This is a genomic window from Thioalkalivibrio sp. ALMg3, from assembly GCF_000381225.1.
Classification (GTDB): Bacteria; Pseudomonadota; Gammaproteobacteria; order Ectothiorhodospirales; family Ectothiorhodospiraceae; genus Thioalkalivibrio; species Thioalkalivibrio versutus.
The window spans coordinates 131,935-146,996 of the sequence record NZ_KB906220.1 but is presented as its reverse complement, the minus strand read 5'-3'; the positions used below and the strand labels follow the sequence as shown (position 1 = coordinate 146,996).

Genomic DNA, 15,062 nt, shown 5'->3' with positions numbered 1-15,062 from the left:
TTCAGGTGGCGGCCTGGGGATAGCTCCCCAGCACCTTGACGGTATCGGCGCTTGCGCGCAGCTGCTCCAGACATTCGCGGATCAGCGGATCCTGCTGGTGGCCGACCAGGTCGAGAAAGAACACGTAGTTCCACGGCGTGCAGCGCGACGGGCGCGATTCGATACGGGTCAGGCTGATACCCGACTCCGCAATCGGCTTGAGCAGCGAATACAGCGATCCCGGACGATTGGCGGTCGTCAGCATCACCGAGGTGCGATCCGCGCCACTGGGTTCCGTGGTGCCGGAACCGATAATCAGGAAACGTGTGGTGTTGTCGGCGCGATCTTCCACGTGCGGCGCCCGCACCGGGATCTGGTAATGGTCGGCCGCGGCCTGGCTGGCGAGTGCCGCCACGGTCGGGTCCTGCGCCGCAATCTCGGCTGCGCGGGCGTTGCTGGAGACCGCCTCGCGTTCGGCGTTCGGCAGCTCCGCGTCCAGCCACTGGCGGCATTGCGCCAGCGCCTGGGCGTGGGCCAGCACGCGCCGGACCTGACCGAGATCTTCGGCGTGCGTCAGCAGATGGTGGTGAATCGGAGTCACGACCTCACCGCAGATCTGCAGCGAAGAATCCATGAAGCAGTCGACCGTGTGGGTTACCACCCCCTCGGAGCTGTTCTCGATGGGCACCACGCCGAACTGCGCGCGACCGGTCTCCACGGCGTCGAACACGGCATCGATAGAGGCCAGCGGCTGGGTCTCGACCGCATGGCCGAAATGCTTGCGCGCCGCCAGATGCGTAAAGGTGCCCACCGGTCCCAGATAGGCCACATGGAGCGGATGCTCCAGAGCCAGGCATTCGGACATGATTTCGCGGAACAGCCGGGTGATCGCTTCGCCGGATAGCGGGCCGGGGTTCTGCTCACGCACCCGGCGCAGGATCTCGGCTTCACGCTCCGGACGATAGAACACCGGATTGCTCTCCTGGCTGCGCTTCACCCGGGCCACGGCCTCGGCACAGCGGGCACGCTCGCTCAGCCGCTCGAGCAGCTCGGCATCCAGCGCGTCGATGCGCGCCCGCAGGGCAGCCAGATCTTCCTGGCCGTCGGCGGGCTGCGACGAATGCGGGTCCCCGGCCACGATCTACAGCACCCGCGCCCGCAGCACGCCGTCGATCTCATGCAGTGCATCCAGGGTCGCCTGGTCCGGCTGGCCATCCACATCCAGCAGGGTGTACGCAATGTCACCGCGGGAGTCGTTCATCAAGTGCAGGATGTTGATGTTGGACTCACCCAGGGTATGCGAGATGCGCCCGACCCGGTCCGGCAGGTTGCGATTGACGACGGCGATCCGGGTGTCTCCCTTGCGATCCAGCACCAGGGTCGGGAGATTCACCGAATTGACCACGTTGCCGTTTTCCAGATAATCACGCAGCTGATCCGCGATCATCACCGCACAATTCTCCTCTGACTCGGTCGTCGAGGCCCCCAGATGCGGCAGGGTGATCACCCGCGGGTGCCCCATCATGGCCTGCACCGGGAAATCGGTGATGTAGGCGTGCAGGCGTTCGGCGTCCAGCCCCTCGTGCACAGCGGCGTCGTCCACGATGCCCTCGCGCGCCAGGTTCAGCACCATCGCCCCGGGATTCATCCCGCTCAGGTTCTTCGCGTTGACCAGGTTGGCGGTGTTCTCGGTCAGTGGCACATGCACGGTGACCGCATCGGCCCCCTCCATCGCGGCTTCCACCGAGCGCGCGCGCTCGATGCCGGAGTCCAGACGCCATGCGTTCTCGACCGTCACCTTGGGGTCGAAGCCCACCACCTCCATGCCGAGCGCCCGCGCGGCATTGGCCACGCCAACACCGATCGCACCCAGGCCGAGCACAGCCAGGCGCCGGCCGGGCAGTTCAAAGCCGGTGAACTTCTTCTTGCCGTGCTCCACCGAGGACATGAAGTCCTCCTTGGTGGGGTCCAGCCCCTGCACGTAGCCTGCCGCCGGCAACAGATTGCGCGCGGCCAACAGCAGACCGGCAATCACCAATTCCTTCACGGCGTTGGCATTGGCGCCCGGGGCATTGAACACCGCCACCCCGCGCTCGGACAGCGCCTCCACCGGGATGTTGTTCACCCCGCTACCGGCGCGCCCGACGGCCAGGACGGAATCCGGGATATCGACCGAATGCAGGTCGAACGACCGCAGCATCAATGCGTCTGGCTGGTTGATGTCCGACGCGACCTCGTAGTGGTCGCGCGGGAAGCGGTCCAGCCCACGCACGGCGATGTTGTTGTAGGTCTGAATTCGGTACATCACGACCTCCTGGCCCGGTAGTTACGCCCGGCGACCACGATTCGACAGGATCAGGCGTGGCGGTTCTCGAAGTCCGCCATGAAATCGATCAGGGCATCCACGGAGCTTTCCGGCACAGCGTTATAGATACTTGCGCGCATCCCGCCCACCGAGCGATGTCCCTTCAACGAGGACAGGCCGGCCGCATCCGCCTCGTTGAGGAACGTCCCGTCGAGGGAATCGTCCGCCAGGATAAACGGCACATTCATCCACGACCGGGCCGTGGGCTCGACCGGGTTGCGATAGAAGGCGGAGTTGTCGATGTACTGGTACAGCTTGGCGGCCTTGCGCTGGTTGGTCTTGCCCATGCTCTCCAGGCCGCCCTGCTCCAGCAACCATTCGAACACCAGCCCGGCCAGGTACCAGCCAAAGGTCGGCGGGGTGTTGTACATCGAATCGTTCTTGGCCTGCAGCGCCCAGTCCAGCACCGCCGGCACGTTGCCCTTGTCGCGCTCCAGCAGGTCATTGCGCACGATCACCACGGTCAGGCCAGCCGGACCGATGTTCTTCTGCGCCCCGGCATAGATCACGCCGAACTTCGACACATCGATCGGACGCGACAGGATGGTGGAGGACATGTCCGCCACCAGCGGTACGTCGCCCACATCCGGAATTTCCGGAAACTCGACCCCGCCGATGGTCTCGTTCGGGGTGTAGTGCACGTAGGCGGCGTTCGGATCCAGGTTCCACGAGGCGCGATCCGGGATCGAGTCGTACCCGCTCGCTTGCGAGCTGGCCACGATATTCACCGGCCCGTACTTCTGAGCCTCCTTGATTGCCTTGCCGGACCAGGCCCCGGTATCGATGTAGTCCATACCCCGGCCATTCGCCAGGTTCATCGGGATGGCGGCAAACTGCCCGGTCGCCCCGCCCTGCAGGAACAACACCGTGTAGTTGTCGGGGATGTCCATCAGCGTGCGCAGGTCCTGCTCGGCCTTCTCGGCCACGGCCATGAAGGGCTTGCCGCGGTGGCTCATCTCCATCACGGACATCCCGGACCCGCGGAAGTCCAGCAGCTCGTCACGCGCCCGTTCGAGCACCGCCTGAGGCAGGGCCGCCGGCCCCGCGCTGAAGTTCATCACTCGCGTCATGCCTGTTCTCCATCGTCACTGGATTCGGGACCCGTCTCCGGGTCCGTCCCGATTTCCGATTGACCGGGCTCTTCATCGTCTTCGACGCCGTCCTCGCCTTGCAACTGGGCGACCCGGGCGAGCTCGACCAGGTTTTCGTCTTCATCGAGACGGATCAGACGCACGCCCTGCGTGTTGCGACCGATCAATGGAATCTGGTCGATCGGTGTCCGCACCAGCGTCCCGCCATTGGTGATCAGCATGACCTCGTCGTCGTCCAGCACCCGTGCTGCCCCGACCAGCAGGCCATTGCGGCCCTCGGTCTGGATCGCGATCACGCCCTGGCCACCACGGCGATGCACCGGGAATTCGTCGAAACGGGTGCGCTTGCCGTAACCGTGTTCGGTCGCCAGCAGCGCCGATCCCTCGTCGACATTCAGCAGCGCGATCACCCGCTGGTCATCCTCCATGCGCACGCCGCGCACGCCGCAGGCCGTCCGCCCCATGGCGCGCACGTCGCTCTCGTGGAAACGCACGGCCTTGCCGGCCGTGGTCACCAGCATCACGTCGAGGGTGCCGTCGGTCAGGGAGACATCGACCAGATGATCTCCCTCGCGCAGATCCACCGCGATGATGCCGGAGGCACGACGGCGCGAGAAATCCGTCAGCGGGGTCTTCTTCACCGTTCCCTGCGCGGTCACCATGAACACATAGTGATCCGGGTCGTACTCGCGCACTGGAAGGATCGTGCTGATGCGTTCATCCGCTTCCAGCGGAAGCAGATTGACGATCGGCTTGCCGCGCGCGGCCCGCGACCCCTGCGGCAACTCGTAGACCTTCAGCCAGTACACCCGGCCGCGGCTGGAGAAGCACAGGATCGTGTCGTGCGTATTGGCCACCACCAGCCGGTCGATGAAATCCTCTTCCTTGAAGCTGGTCGCCGCCTTGCCGCGACCGCCCCGGCGCTGGGCGCGGTAGTCGGCCACGGGCTGGTACTTCACGTAGCCGGCGTGCGAAAGCGTGACGACCACGTCTTCCTCGCCAATCAGGTCCTCCAGCGTCAGGTTGGCCTGGCGCGCGCGGATCTCGCTACGGCGTTCGTCGCCGAACTGCTCGGCCACCCCCAGCAGTTCGTTGCGGATTTCCTGTTGCAGGCGGTCGCCCGACCCGAGGATATCCAGGAGGTCTTCGATCAGCTCCAGAAGGTCGCGGTATTCGTCGAGGATCTTGTCCTGTTCCAGCCCGGTGAGCCGGTGCAGACGCAGATCCAGGATCGCCTGGGCCTGGGCCTCCGACAGCCGATAACCATCCTCGCTCACGCCATATTCCGGCGCCATGTCCTCGGGACGCGAGGCACTGGCCCCGGCGCGATCGAGCATGTCGCTGACCACGCCCAGCGGCCAGGCGCGCGCCAGCAGCCCGGCCTTGGCCTCGGCCGGGTTCGGCGCGGCACGGATCAATTCGATCACTGGATCGATATTGGCCAGCGCAATCGCCAGGCCTTCCAGGATGTGGGCGCGCTCGCGCGCCTTGCGCAGATCAAAGATCGTGCGCCGGGTCACCACCTCGCGGCGATGACGCAGGAAGGCCCGCAGCACCTGGCGCAGATCCAGCACCTTCGGCTGGCCATCTACCAGCGCGACCATATTGATGCCGAAGACATTCTGCATCTGGGTGTGCATGTAGAGGTGGTTCAGGACCACCTCGGCCATCTCGCCACGCTTGAGCTCGATGACCAGGCGCATGCCGTCCTTGTCCGACTCGTCGCGCAGCTCGGAGATGCCCTCCATGCGCTTTTCCTTCACCAGCTCGGCGATCTTCTCGGTCAGACGCGCCTTGTTCACCTGGTAGGGCAGCTCGGTGACGACAATCGCCTCGCGCTGGCCGCCTTCCAGCGGCTCCACGTGCGAGCGCGCCCGGATCAGGACCCGGCCGCGACCGGTCCGATAGGCCTCGCGCACGCCATCGATGCCGTTGATGATGCCGGCGGTGGGGAAATCCGGCGCCGGCACGTGTTCCATCAGGCCGTCGATGGAGATATCGGGGTCATCGATCAGCGCCACGCAGGCGTTGACGACCTCGCGCAGGTTGTGCGGCGGGATATTGGTCGCCATCCCCACCGCGATGCCGGCGGAACCATTAACCAGCAGGTTGGGAAACTTGCTCGGCAACACGGCCGGCTCGCTCTCGGAGCCGTCGTAGTTGTCGGTAAAGTCGACCGTTTCCTTTTCGATATCGGCCAGCAGCTCGGCCGCGATGCGCGCCATGCGCACCTCGGTGTAGCGCATGGCCGCCGGCGAGTCGCCGTCGATGGAACCGAAGTTGCCCTGCCCGTCTGCGAGCATGTAGCGCATCGAGAACGGCTGCGCCATGCGCACGATGGCGTCGTAGACGGCGGAGTCGCCATGCGGGTGGTATTTACCGATCACGTCACCGACCACACGCGCCGACTTCTTGTACGGCTTGTTGTAGTCGTTGCCCAGCTCGCGCATCGCGTAGAGCACGCGGCGATGGACCGGCTTGAGGCCGTCACGGACATCGGGGAGGGCCCGGCCCACGATTACGCTCATCGCATAATCGAGGTAAGACTGCTGCATCTCGTCTTCGAGATTGACCGGAAAAACTTCCTTGGCAAATTCAGCCATCGAGGGTTACGCCGTCCGTCTGAACAAGCTCGCGATGATACCACAGGGGTAACCACTGGGGGCGCCCTTTTCTCCCCTCAAAACGGTTCTCCGAGGCTCTCAGGCCCGACACCGGCCTGTGCCGGGCCCATTTTCCCGGGTGTCAGGCCCCGGTCGTGGCGGATTCCGCGGCCGCGGGCTCGCGCAGTGTGGCCAGGCGCTCCCGCGTCGGGGCCTCGACCACACCGCGTTCGGTGACGATGGCATCGATCAGGTCCGCCGGGGTCACGTCAAAGGCCGGGTTGTATCCGCGCGCACCGTCGGCGGCCACGCGCTGGCCGGCCAGCGCCAGCACCTCGTCCTCGCCGCGCTGCTCGATGGGGATGCCCGATCCGTCTGCCATCTCGAAGTCGATGGTCGCCACGGGCGCCGCAACCATGAAACGCACCCCGTGGGCCCGCGCCAGCAACGCCAGGCCATAGGTGCCGATCTTGTTGGCGGTATCGCCGTTGGCGGCAATCCGGTCCGCCCCGACGATCACCCAGCCCACCCGGCCGGAGCGCAACAGGCTGGCCGCCGCACCCTCGCACAGCACCTGCACCGGAATACCGTCGTGCACCAGTTCCCAGGCGGTCAGTCGGCTGCCTTGCAGCCAGGGGCGGGTCTCGTCGGCAAACACCTCCTTGATACGCCCGGCATCCCAGGCGGCCCGGATCACACCGAGCGCGGTGCCATAGCCCCCGGTTGCCAGCGAACCCGTATTGCAGTGGGTCAGCACGCCACGCCCCGGCTCGATCAATTGCGCACCCAGGGCGCCCAATTGCCGATTGCCGGCAATGTCCGCCTCCAGCATCCGCTCGGCTACCGCCCGGGTCTCGCTCACGGCCGCATCTACTGACTGGCTGGCGGCCACGACCGCCTGCATGCGATCCAGCGCCCAGAACAGATTCACCGCTGTCGGGCGCGAACCGCGCAGGGTCTCGATATCGGCGGCCACCCGCGCACGCCAGTCGTGCTGACCTGCCGCGCGCTGGCAAGCCAGCACCACACCGAATGCCGCCGTGATGCCGATCGCCGGCGCCCCGCGCACGACCATGTCGCGGATCGCCACGGCCACGGCGGGCGCGTCCTGATAGGTTTGCCAGACGCTCTCCTGCGGGAGGCGGCGCTGGTCCAGCAACTGGAGCGCGCCCTCGCGGAAGCGGATGGGACGGATGTTGTCGGAATGTTCGCGATTCATCCGGTCATTCTACCAGCGTGTCTCGTCCGTCGGCGTGGGGGGTGCAACCCTCCTGCCCGCGCAAGGGTGGCAAGGGCGCAGGCTGCCAGAGCCTCCGGTGGCGGGCTCGATGACCGGGCCCCACCTCCAGCTCCGAGTTCGCTTCCAGGCGCAAGGCGCCATGCAGCCCGGTCTCCTGCAGTGGCACACAGGCCGCCTTCAGACGTTCGCGGACAGCGGCCTCCAGACCGCGCCCGCGCCCATCGGTACTCGCCCAGGCGATGCGCGGCGGCGCATCCACCAGCCAGCCCCGGCTCAAGCTGCCCGTGCCAGCCCCGCGCGGCAGCACCAGAAGATCACTGGCACGCCCGTCCGGCACATCACGCATCAGCACTGCCTCGCCCAGTCCTCCGAGCCCGCCCGTCAGCAGCAGACGGACGCCACCGGCCGTCTCCACCGCCAGCACGCAGGAGGCCGAGGCGCTGCCATCCCATCCGGGCGGCGGGTGCAGCACTTCGAATCGCACCGCGTCCCATTCCCAGCGCTCTCCGACCTCGCACGCCCGCTCATCGGCCTCTGCCGGCACCCGTCGCAGGGTCTCGACCACGGGTATGGAATCCCGGACCCCGGCGCTGCCTCCGGCGTGCGCGGCGTGTTCGTGGCTGAGGATCATGCGATCCAGCCGGCGCACCCCCTCGGCCCGAAGGGTCGGGACCACAATCTGCTCACCCGCGCTGTAGCCACCCGCACGCCCGGGACCCGCATCGAACAACAGGTTGTGGTTACGCGTCTGCAGCAAGGCCGACTGCCCGTTCCCGACATCCAGCAGGAGGACGTGCACGGCACCCGGCTCGATATCCGGTCGCATGGGCAAGGCCAGCGGCATGCCTGCGAGCACGACCCACAGGGCACCCAGACGCAGCCGCGGCTGCAAGGCCACGAGCACCGCGAGCCCGCCCAGCAGGCTCGCAGCCAGCGGGACCCGCCGCTCGTCCACCAGCACGGGCAATCCGGACAGGAGATCCAGCAACCCGACGAGCAGAGCCAGTACGCCGTCGCCCGCGTGCAGGAACGGCTGCCCCAAGGGGTCCCACAAGGCGGCCAGCCCTGCCCCGACCAGCAACACCGGCAGCACCAGCAGGCTGATCACGGGCACTGCCACCAGGTTGGCCACCGGCGCGACCCACGAACCCAACTGGAACCAGGCGAGACTGAGCGGGAGCATCGCCAGTGCCAGCATCACCTGGATACTCCCCGCCTCGCGCCAGCCCGGACGCCCCGAGCGCCCCTGCAACAACAGAAGAATGACCGCGACCGCGCCAAACGAAAACCAGAAACCGGGGGCCAGTACACTCGTCGGCTGCCACAGCACGACCGCGATCGCGGCTAGCATCAGACCTCGCCAGGCGAACGCCTCGCGGCGCCACAACAGGGCCGCCATGAAGGCCGCGAGCATGATCAACGCCCGTTGGGTCGGGATGCTGAAGCCGGCCAACGCGGCATACACCGCAGCCCCCGCCAGACCGGCCAGCGCCATGAAGGCCGCCTTCCGCAGACCCCGTTGCAGCGGCAACAAACCGCTCCAGACCAACCCCGACAGCAACCCGACAAAACCGGCAACCAGCCCTACATGCAAGCCGGAGATCGCCATCAGGTGGTTGGTTCCGGTGCGCAGAAAGGCCTGCCATTCCGGCGCGGTCATCCCCTGACGGTCGCCAATGACCAGGGCCTGCACCAGCCCCGGATGGCGCAACTCCGGGGCCGCGACTTCCAGCCGCCCGCGCAGCCAGCCGCGGACGCGGTGCAAGTCGGCCCGCCAGGGCCGTGCCGGTGCGGCCGACACTCCGTTCCCGATCGACTCCAGATCAAGCAACGTCGCGGAGCCATGCAGGCCCTCGCGGTAAAACCACCCCGCGCGATCGAATCCGCCAGGATTCGCGGGCCCTTCGGCCGGGCGCAGGCGCAGGATCATCTGGCCGCGTGTGCCTGCCTCGACCTCAGGCCGCGCCGGATACGCCGTCACCAGGAGTTCACGGGCAGCGAATTCTTCCGGCCCCGCGATGACCGCCTCCACCGTGACCCGGAACCGGCTGCGATGCCCGGCGTGTTCCGGCAAACTGGTGACCGTGGCAAGAACGGTGACCTCTTCTCCCGCAAGCGAAGGCGCCAAGGCCTCCTCGAGCCAGAGGTTCGCGGTCATGGAGACGCTCCCCCACGCGACCACCCCACCCAGCGCCATCGCCCATGGCACAGTGGCCCGGTAGCCGTAGCGTCGCAGGCCGGCGCTAGCGCCTGCGGTGACCACGAGCAGCGCGAGCAGCAGACCCGGGGCCATCGGAAGCGGCTCCGGTACCCGGTGTAGCCACCACGCCGTGACCAGAAGTCCGAGGGTGAAAGCGGTCACGTTGAGGCCCTGAACGCCCGGCCAACCGCGTGGCCCAAGACCCACGTGCCGGGCGACACGGGCATTCGCCGGCCCAAATCAGCGAGAATGGAACCCACATGCGCGGTCGCGAGCCCGCGCCAGGCGCACCATCGGCAACCCGGAACATGGCAAGACACATCATCAAGAAGATGTTTCCAGGCATGGAGCGCATGCGTGGGCACAAGGCGCTCGCCCCGCTGGGGCCGCGTCTGGGGTCGCCGGATCTGTGGCATCTGAACCGCCGCTCCGTGGCTGGTGCGTTTGCCGTGGGGCTCTTCGTGACCTTCCTGCCACTGCCCATGCAGATGCTGATCGCGGCGGCCGTGGCCATTATCGTCCGCGTCAATCTGCCGATTTCGGTGATCCTGGTCTGGATCTCCAACCCGATCACCATGCCGCCCATGTTGTATACGGCCTACACGATCGGGCGCAAGCTTCTGGACGAACCCCGTCGCGATATCCGCCTGGACTGGAGCTGGGAGTGGTTCAGCACGGAGTTACTGACCATCTGGCAGCCCCTGCTCCTGGGGAGCGTCCTGCTGGGCTCGGTCGCGAGCCTGTCGGGTTATTTGCTCGTCCGCTTCCTGTGGCGGCTGAACGTGGTCCAGCGCGTGCGCAGCCGCCGTTATCTGCGGCGGTTGCGCAAGGAACTGGCGGAACGCGAAGCCGCGGAACGCAGCGAAGAGGAAAAATCGAACAAGAAGCAACCGCCGTTGGACTGATCAACCGAGCCCGTTCAGGGTCCGATGCTGCCAGGCGCGCGGATGCGCGCTGCACGGGGGCCTATTCGTGGACCGCCGCCAATTGGCCGTCGAAGACCTCCGGCTCGAGGTGTCCCTTGACCAGCTGGACCGAGCGGTCCAGCTCGCGCGCCAGGGTGATGTCGTGGGTAACCAGGGCCAGCGCGGTGCCGGTGGAGCGATTCATCGCGCGCAGCAGCTCGAACACCTGCGCTGCCCGCTCCTGGTCCAGGTTCCCGGTCGGCTCATCCGCCAGGATGGCCGAGGGTCGGGTGACCAACGCACGGGCGATCGCGACCCGCTGACGCTCGCCACCGGAGAGCTCCGAAGGCTTGTGCTCCAGGCGGTGACCCAGATCCACCTGCTGCAGCCAGTGGCGGGCCTCCTCCCGCGCCTTGCGGTTGGACATCCGCCGGATCAGCAGTGGCAGGGCCACATTCTCGGCGGCCGTCAGTTCCGGCAACAGGTGGTGGAACTGATAAACGAACCCCAGATGCTGGTTGCGCAGGTGCCCGCGCCGCGCCTCGCTCATGCGGGTCCAGTCCGTGCCCAGCAAGCGCACCTCGCCGGCCGTCGGCCGGTCCAGACCACCGAGCAGGTGCAGCAGGGTGCTCTTGCCGCTGCCCGAGGCACCGATGATCGCGGTCTGGTCCCCCGGCTGCAGGGCGAAATCGACCCCGGTCAGCACGGCCACATCCAGCTTGCCGTCGCGGAAACGGCGTTCCACGCCCAAGGCCTCGAGGACCGGGGTCTCGTGGTCAGTCATAGCGCAGCGCCTCCGCCGGCTGGGTACGGGCCGCGCGCCAGGCCGGGAACAGTGTGGCCACGACCGTCAGCAGGAAGCCCAGAATGCCGACCCGTAGAACATCCGACAGTTTAAGTTCAGATGGCAAGTCACTGATGTAATAGACTTCGGCGGACAGGAATTCGACGCCCACCAGCCGCTCGATAAAGGGCACGACGACATCGATATTGGACGCCAGCGCGACCCCGGCCGCGGTACCCAAGAGGATGCCGATCGCCCCGATCACGACCCCCTGGACCATGAAGATCACCATGATGCCTGCGGGCGACAACCCGAGCGTTCGCAGGATCGCGATATCCCCCTGCTTGTCGGTCACCAGCATGATCAGGGTCGAGACGATATTGAAGGCTGCGACCGCCACAATCAGCGAGAGGATGATGAACATCACCATCTTCTCCATCTGGATGGCGCGGAACAGATTCGCGTGCTGACGGGTCCAGTCGGACACCCGGAAAAGCCCGTCCAGCTGCGCCGCCACGTCGCGTGCAATCACCCCGGCCTGCATCATGTCGGTCAGCCGCAGCCGCAGCCCGGTCACCTGATCGCCCATCTGGAACACCGCCTGGGCATCCTCCAGATGGATGAAGGCAGTCCCCCGGTCGTATTCATACATGCCGACCTCGAACAGGCCGGACACCTCGAAGCGCCGCATGCGCGGCATCACCCCGGCCGGCGAGACCGAGGCCTGGGGAGCCATCAGGATGATCGAATCTCCGACCTGCACACGCAGTTCCGCCGCCAGTTCGCGCCCGAGCACGACGCGATAGCGACCGCCCTCCAGGCTCCCCAGCTCGCCGCGGATCATGTGCTCACCGATGCGCGCAACCCGTTCTTCCGCCTCCGGCTCCACACCGCGGATCAACGCCCCGGAGATGTTCCCGCGCGCACTCAGCATCGCCTCGCCCTGAACATAAGGGGCCGCGGCCACCACCCGGTCATCGATCTCCGGCGCCTCGCGCTGCAGGCGCTCCCAGTCACGCAGCCCTCCGTTGGCCTCACCGATGGTCGCATGCGAGGCCATCCCCAGGATGCGCTCGCGCAATTCGCGCTCGAACCCGTTCATCACCGACAACACGGTGATCAGCGCCATCACGCCGAGCACCAGCCCGATGATCGACACCACCGAGATGAACGAGATGAAGTGGTTACGCCGCTTGGCACGCGTATAGCGCAGGCCGATGGCAAGGGTCAGGGGGCGAAACATCGCGAAAGCATGCCAGAGATACCGGGTCGCGCCTATAGGGGAAGCCTCGGGGGAGGCATGGCGTCGCGGTTGACGCTACCATGGAGCCATCCAGCAAACGGAGAGTTGGTCATGCCAGGGAAATGCAACGCAGCGAACCCCACCTTGAAGTCCGGCGCACGCCGGGGCAGCACCGTGCGCGCCGCGGCCAGCGCCCTTGTACTGGCGCTTTTCGCCGGGGCCTTGGCCACCGCCTCGGCCGACATCCTGCGCAGCCCCGAAGGGGGGTTCACCGTAAAGGAACGTGAAGGGGCCCCAACCCGTGGTCAAAGCCAGTCAGCGGTCATCCGCCAGCACGGCGAGCCGGAACAACGCCACGCCACCGTGGGCGATCCGCCGATCACACGCTGGGACTATGCCGACTTCTCAGTGTTCTTCGAGGGCGAGTACGTCCTGCACAGCGCAGTGCGCAACGGATCCCGCTCCGACCGTCCATGAGTACCGGGGACGCCACCCCGGTGCCGCCCAAACGCCGCCTCCCCGCCGAGTGGGAGCCCCAGGGTGCGATCCAGCTGACCTGGCCGCATGACGCCACGGACTGGGCACCCGTCCTGGATCAGGTGCACCCGGTATTTGCCACCATTGCCGCGAGCATCAGCCAGTACGAGCCGGTCATCATCGTCGCGCGCGATCCCGAGCACATCGAGGAGATCTCCGGCTTCCTGACCGAGACCGCCATCCGGCCCGACCGGCTGTGGTTTGCCCTGGCCTCGAGTAACGACACCTGGGCGCGCGACCATGGCGCCATCACGGTATTCGACGGCAATCAGCCACGCCTGCTGGACTTTACCTTCAACGGCTGGGGCGGCAAATACCCCGCCGATCTGGACGATGCGATCACTCGGGCCCTGGCCAGCCAGGGCGTATTCGGCAGCTGTGTACCGGAACCCACCGGGCTGATCCTCGAAGGCGGGTCGATCGAATCCGACGGCGCCGGCACACTGCTCACTACAACGCGCTGCCTGCTCTCCAGCACCCGCAACCCCGATCTGGATCGCACCGGGCTGGAACAGCGCCTCGGCGAATGGCTGGGTGCCGAACGGATCCTCTGGCTGGAACACGGGCAGCTGGAGGGCGACGACACGGATGCCCATATCGACACGCTGGCCCGCTTCTGCGCCCGCGATACGATCGCCTACGTCCAGTGCGACGATCCGCAGGACCCCCATCACCCCGAACTGCAGGCGATGGAACAGGAACTCCGGGCCCTGCGCCAGACCTCCGGAGAGCCCTACCGCCTGATCCCGCTCCCTTGGCCGGCCCCCATCGTCGAGGACGGCCGACGGCTGGCCGCCACCTATGCGAACTTCCTGATTCTGAACGGTGCGGTGCTCCTTCCGGTCTACGATGATCCCGCCGATGCCGTCGCCCGAGACCGGCTCGCCGGGGCCTTTCCGGGACGCGAGATCGTGGAGATCGACTGCCGGGCGATCATTCGCCAGGGGGGCAGCCTGCACTGCCTGACCATGCAATACCCTGCGGCCGCCCTCGGCATCCCGCAGGAATAACCTTCTGCACCGAGCACCCGCCATGCCCAACGACCCATTATCCGTCGCCCTGATCCAGCACCGCGATGCCGGGAGCGTCGACGCCAATCTCGACGCCACCGCGGCCGCGGTCACCGAGGCCGCCGCGAACGGTGCCCGCCTGGTCGTATTGGCCGAGTTGCACACCGGCCCCTACTTCTGCCAGACCGAGGACCTCGCCACCTTCGACCTTGCCGAGGCGATCCCGGGCCCGAGCTGCGAGCGCCTGGGCGCAATGGCACGGGACAACGGCGTGGTCCTGGTCGGCTCCCTGTTCGAGCGTCGCGCCCCGGGCCTCTATCACAACACCGCAGTGGTCTTCGAAACCGACGGCCGCCCGGTTGGCGCCTACCGCAAGATGCACATCCCGGACGATCCCGGCTATTACGAGAAGTACTATTTCACCCCGGGGGACACCGGCTTCGTCCCCATCGACACTTCGGTCGGTCGCCTCGGGGTCCTGGTCTGCTGGGACCAGTGGTACCCGGAGGCCGCCCGCATCATGGCGTTGTCCGGCGCCGAGCTACTGATCTATCCCACCGCCATTGGCTGGGACCCGCAGGACACGCCCGAGGAACAGGCCCGGCAGCAGGACGCATGGATGACCGTCCAGCGCGGCCACGCCGTTGCCAACAACCTGCCGGTGATCGCCTGCAACCGCACGGGGCACGAACCGGACCCCTCCGGACACGCGCCCGGGGCGAACTTCTGGGGCACAAGCTTCGTCGCGGGGCCCCAGGGCGAGATCCTGGCCCGCGCCGGCGAAGCGCAGCCGGAGATCCTCACCGTCGAGCTGGATCGCGGCCGGACCGAGGCCGTACGCCGCCAGTGGCCTTTTCTCCGCGATCGCCGCATCGATGCCTACGGCCCGATCCTGCAACGCTACATCGATCCCACCTGAGGTGATCAACACCCACTAGCGCGATCCGCCCCAGGTAATCCCCGGCCTTCTCCGTGATCTCCATGCCCTCCGCCGCAAAAACGCCCTTCAGCCTCACACAGCACAAACCGATTCGTCAGGGCGTCCTCTGGCTCACGCGCACCCGTCAGGCGGAATCCGTATAATCGCGGCCCTTTCCGCCCCTCC

General features: G+C 66.9%; 12 protein-coding genes. 4 read left to right on the top strand and 8 right to left on the bottom strand.

The features are described 5' to 3' along the window. Window position 1: 1 nt before the first annotated feature. From pheA to F622_RS13355, 6 genes are all read right to left on the bottom strand, one after another. On the bottom strand, window positions 2-1,117 hold the full coding sequence (gene pheA / locus F622_RS0102815; RefSeq protein WP_018176813.1) for a prephenate dehydratase: 1,116 nt from the start codon (window positions 1,115-1,117) through the stop codon (window positions 2-4). A 3-nt stretch (window positions 1,118-1,120) separates the two neighbouring features. After that, a complete protein-coding gene (locus F622_RS0102810) occupies window positions 1,121-2,284 on the bottom strand; it encodes a 3-phosphoglycerate dehydrogenase family protein (RefSeq protein WP_018951433.1) in 1,164 nt (387 codons plus the stop codon). A 50-nt stretch (window positions 2,285-2,334) separates the two neighbouring features. Next, window positions 2,335-3,414 carry a 3-phosphoserine/phosphohydroxythreonine transaminase gene (serC, locus tag F622_RS0102805; RefSeq protein ID WP_018937605.1) on the bottom strand — a complete coding sequence of 360 codons (1,080 nt, stop codon included), beginning with the start codon at window positions 3,412-3,414 and terminating at the stop codon, window positions 2,335-2,337. Next, window positions 3,411-6,038 carry a DNA gyrase subunit A gene (gene gyrA / locus F622_RS0102800; protein ID WP_018951432.1) on the bottom strand — a complete coding sequence of 876 codons (2,628 nt, stop codon included), beginning with the start codon at window positions 6,036-6,038 and terminating at the stop codon, window positions 3,411-3,413. The genes serC and gyrA overlap by 4 nt, the downstream gene beginning before the upstream one ends. 142 nt (window positions 6,039-6,180) lie before the next feature. Continuing rightward, window positions 6,181-7,257, bottom strand: a complete 1,077-nt coding sequence (mtnA, locus tag F622_RS0102795; RefSeq protein WP_019571276.1) for an S-methyl-5-thioribose-1-phosphate isomerase — start codon at window positions 7,255-7,257, stop codon at window positions 6,181-6,183. 4 nt (window positions 7,258-7,261) lie between these two features. Then, entirely contained in the window at window positions 7,262-9,640 is a 2,379-nt protein-coding gene (locus F622_RS13355; protein ID WP_155997094.1) for a DNA internalization-related competence protein ComEC/Rec2, read from the bottom strand. Window positions 9,641-9,786: 146 nt separating this feature from the next. Here F622_RS13355 and F622_RS0102785 point away from each other — a divergent pair, with 146 nt between their 5' ends. Next, window positions 9,787-10,383 (top strand): DUF2062 domain-containing protein, encoded by a 597-nt coding sequence (locus F622_RS0102785; protein ID WP_018176817.1) that lies wholly within the window; start codon window positions 9,787-9,789, stop codon window positions 10,381-10,383. A gap of 61 nt (window positions 10,384-10,444) precedes the next feature. Here F622_RS0102785 and F622_RS0102780 read toward each other — a convergent pair whose 3' ends face one another. Together F622_RS0102780 and F622_RS0102775 are read right to left on the bottom strand one after the other, a co-directional pair. Continuing rightward, window positions 10,445-11,167 (bottom strand): ABC transporter ATP-binding protein, encoded by a 723-nt coding sequence (locus F622_RS0102780; RefSeq protein WP_018176818.1) that lies wholly within the window; start codon window positions 11,165-11,167, stop codon window positions 10,445-10,447. Continuing rightward, window positions 11,160-12,410: a lipoprotein-releasing ABC transporter permease subunit gene (locus F622_RS0102775; RefSeq protein ID WP_018145718.1), complete on the bottom strand. Its 1,251-nt coding sequence runs from the start codon at window positions 12,408-12,410 to the stop codon at window positions 11,160-11,162. Before F622_RS0102775 ends, F622_RS0102780 begins: the two co-directional genes overlap by 8 nt. A gap of 144 nt (window positions 12,411-12,554) precedes the next feature. On the opposite strand from F622_RS0102775, the gene F622_RS0102770 reads away from it, so the two are divergent. Genes F622_RS0102770 through F622_RS0102760 form a run of 3 tightly spaced genes read left to right on the top strand, consistent with a single transcriptional unit; the run spans window position 12,555 to window position 14,876 of the window. Continuing rightward, window positions 12,555-12,887, top strand: a complete 333-nt coding sequence (locus F622_RS0102770) for a hypothetical protein (RefSeq protein ID WP_018176819.1) — start codon at window positions 12,555-12,557, stop codon at window positions 12,885-12,887. After that, on the top strand, window positions 12,884-13,957 hold the full coding sequence (locus F622_RS0102765) for an agmatine/peptidylarginine deiminase (protein WP_018176820.1): 1,074 nt from the start codon (window positions 12,884-12,886) through the stop codon (window positions 13,955-13,957). The genes F622_RS0102770 and F622_RS0102765 overlap by 4 nt, the downstream gene beginning before the upstream one ends. A gap of 22 nt (window positions 13,958-13,979) precedes the next feature. Beyond that, window positions 13,980-14,876, top strand: a complete 897-nt coding sequence (locus F622_RS0102760) for a carbon-nitrogen hydrolase (protein WP_018176821.1) — start codon at window positions 13,980-13,982, stop codon at window positions 14,874-14,876. Window positions 14,877-15,062: the final 186 nt, after the last annotated feature.

Coding starts and splice junctions, on each gene's coding strand:
- serC (WP_018937605.1), bottom strand. CDS start 3,414: ATGACGCGAGTGATGAACTTCAGCGCGGGGCCGGCGGCCCTGCCTCAG.
- F622_RS0102760 (WP_018176821.1), top strand. CDS start 13,980: ATGCCCAACGACCCATTATCCGTCGCCCTGATCCAGCACCGCGATGCC.
- F622_RS0102775 (WP_018145718.1), bottom strand. CDS start 12,410: ATGTTTCGCCCCCTGACCCTTGCCATCGGCCTGCGCTATACGCGTGCC.
- F622_RS0102810 (WP_018951433.1), bottom strand. CDS start 2,284: ATGTACCGAATTCAGACCTACAACAACATCGCCGTGCGTGGGCTGGAC.
- gyrA (WP_018951432.1), bottom strand. CDS start 6,038: ATGGCTGAATTTGCCAAGGAAGTTTTTCCGGTCAATCTCGAAGACGAG.
- mtnA (WP_019571276.1), bottom strand. CDS start 7,257: ATGAATCGCGAACATTCCGACAACATCCGTCCCATCCGCTTCCGCGAG.
- F622_RS0102765 (WP_018176820.1), top strand. CDS start 12,884: ATGAGTACCGGGGACGCCACCCCGGTGCCGCCCAAACGCCGCCTCCCC.
- F622_RS0102780 (WP_018176818.1), bottom strand. CDS start 11,167: ATGACTGACCACGAGACCCCGGTCCTCGAGGCCTTGGGCGTGGAACGC.
- F622_RS0102785 (WP_018176817.1), top strand. CDS start 9,787: ATGGCAAGACACATCATCAAGAAGATGTTTCCAGGCATGGAGCGCATG.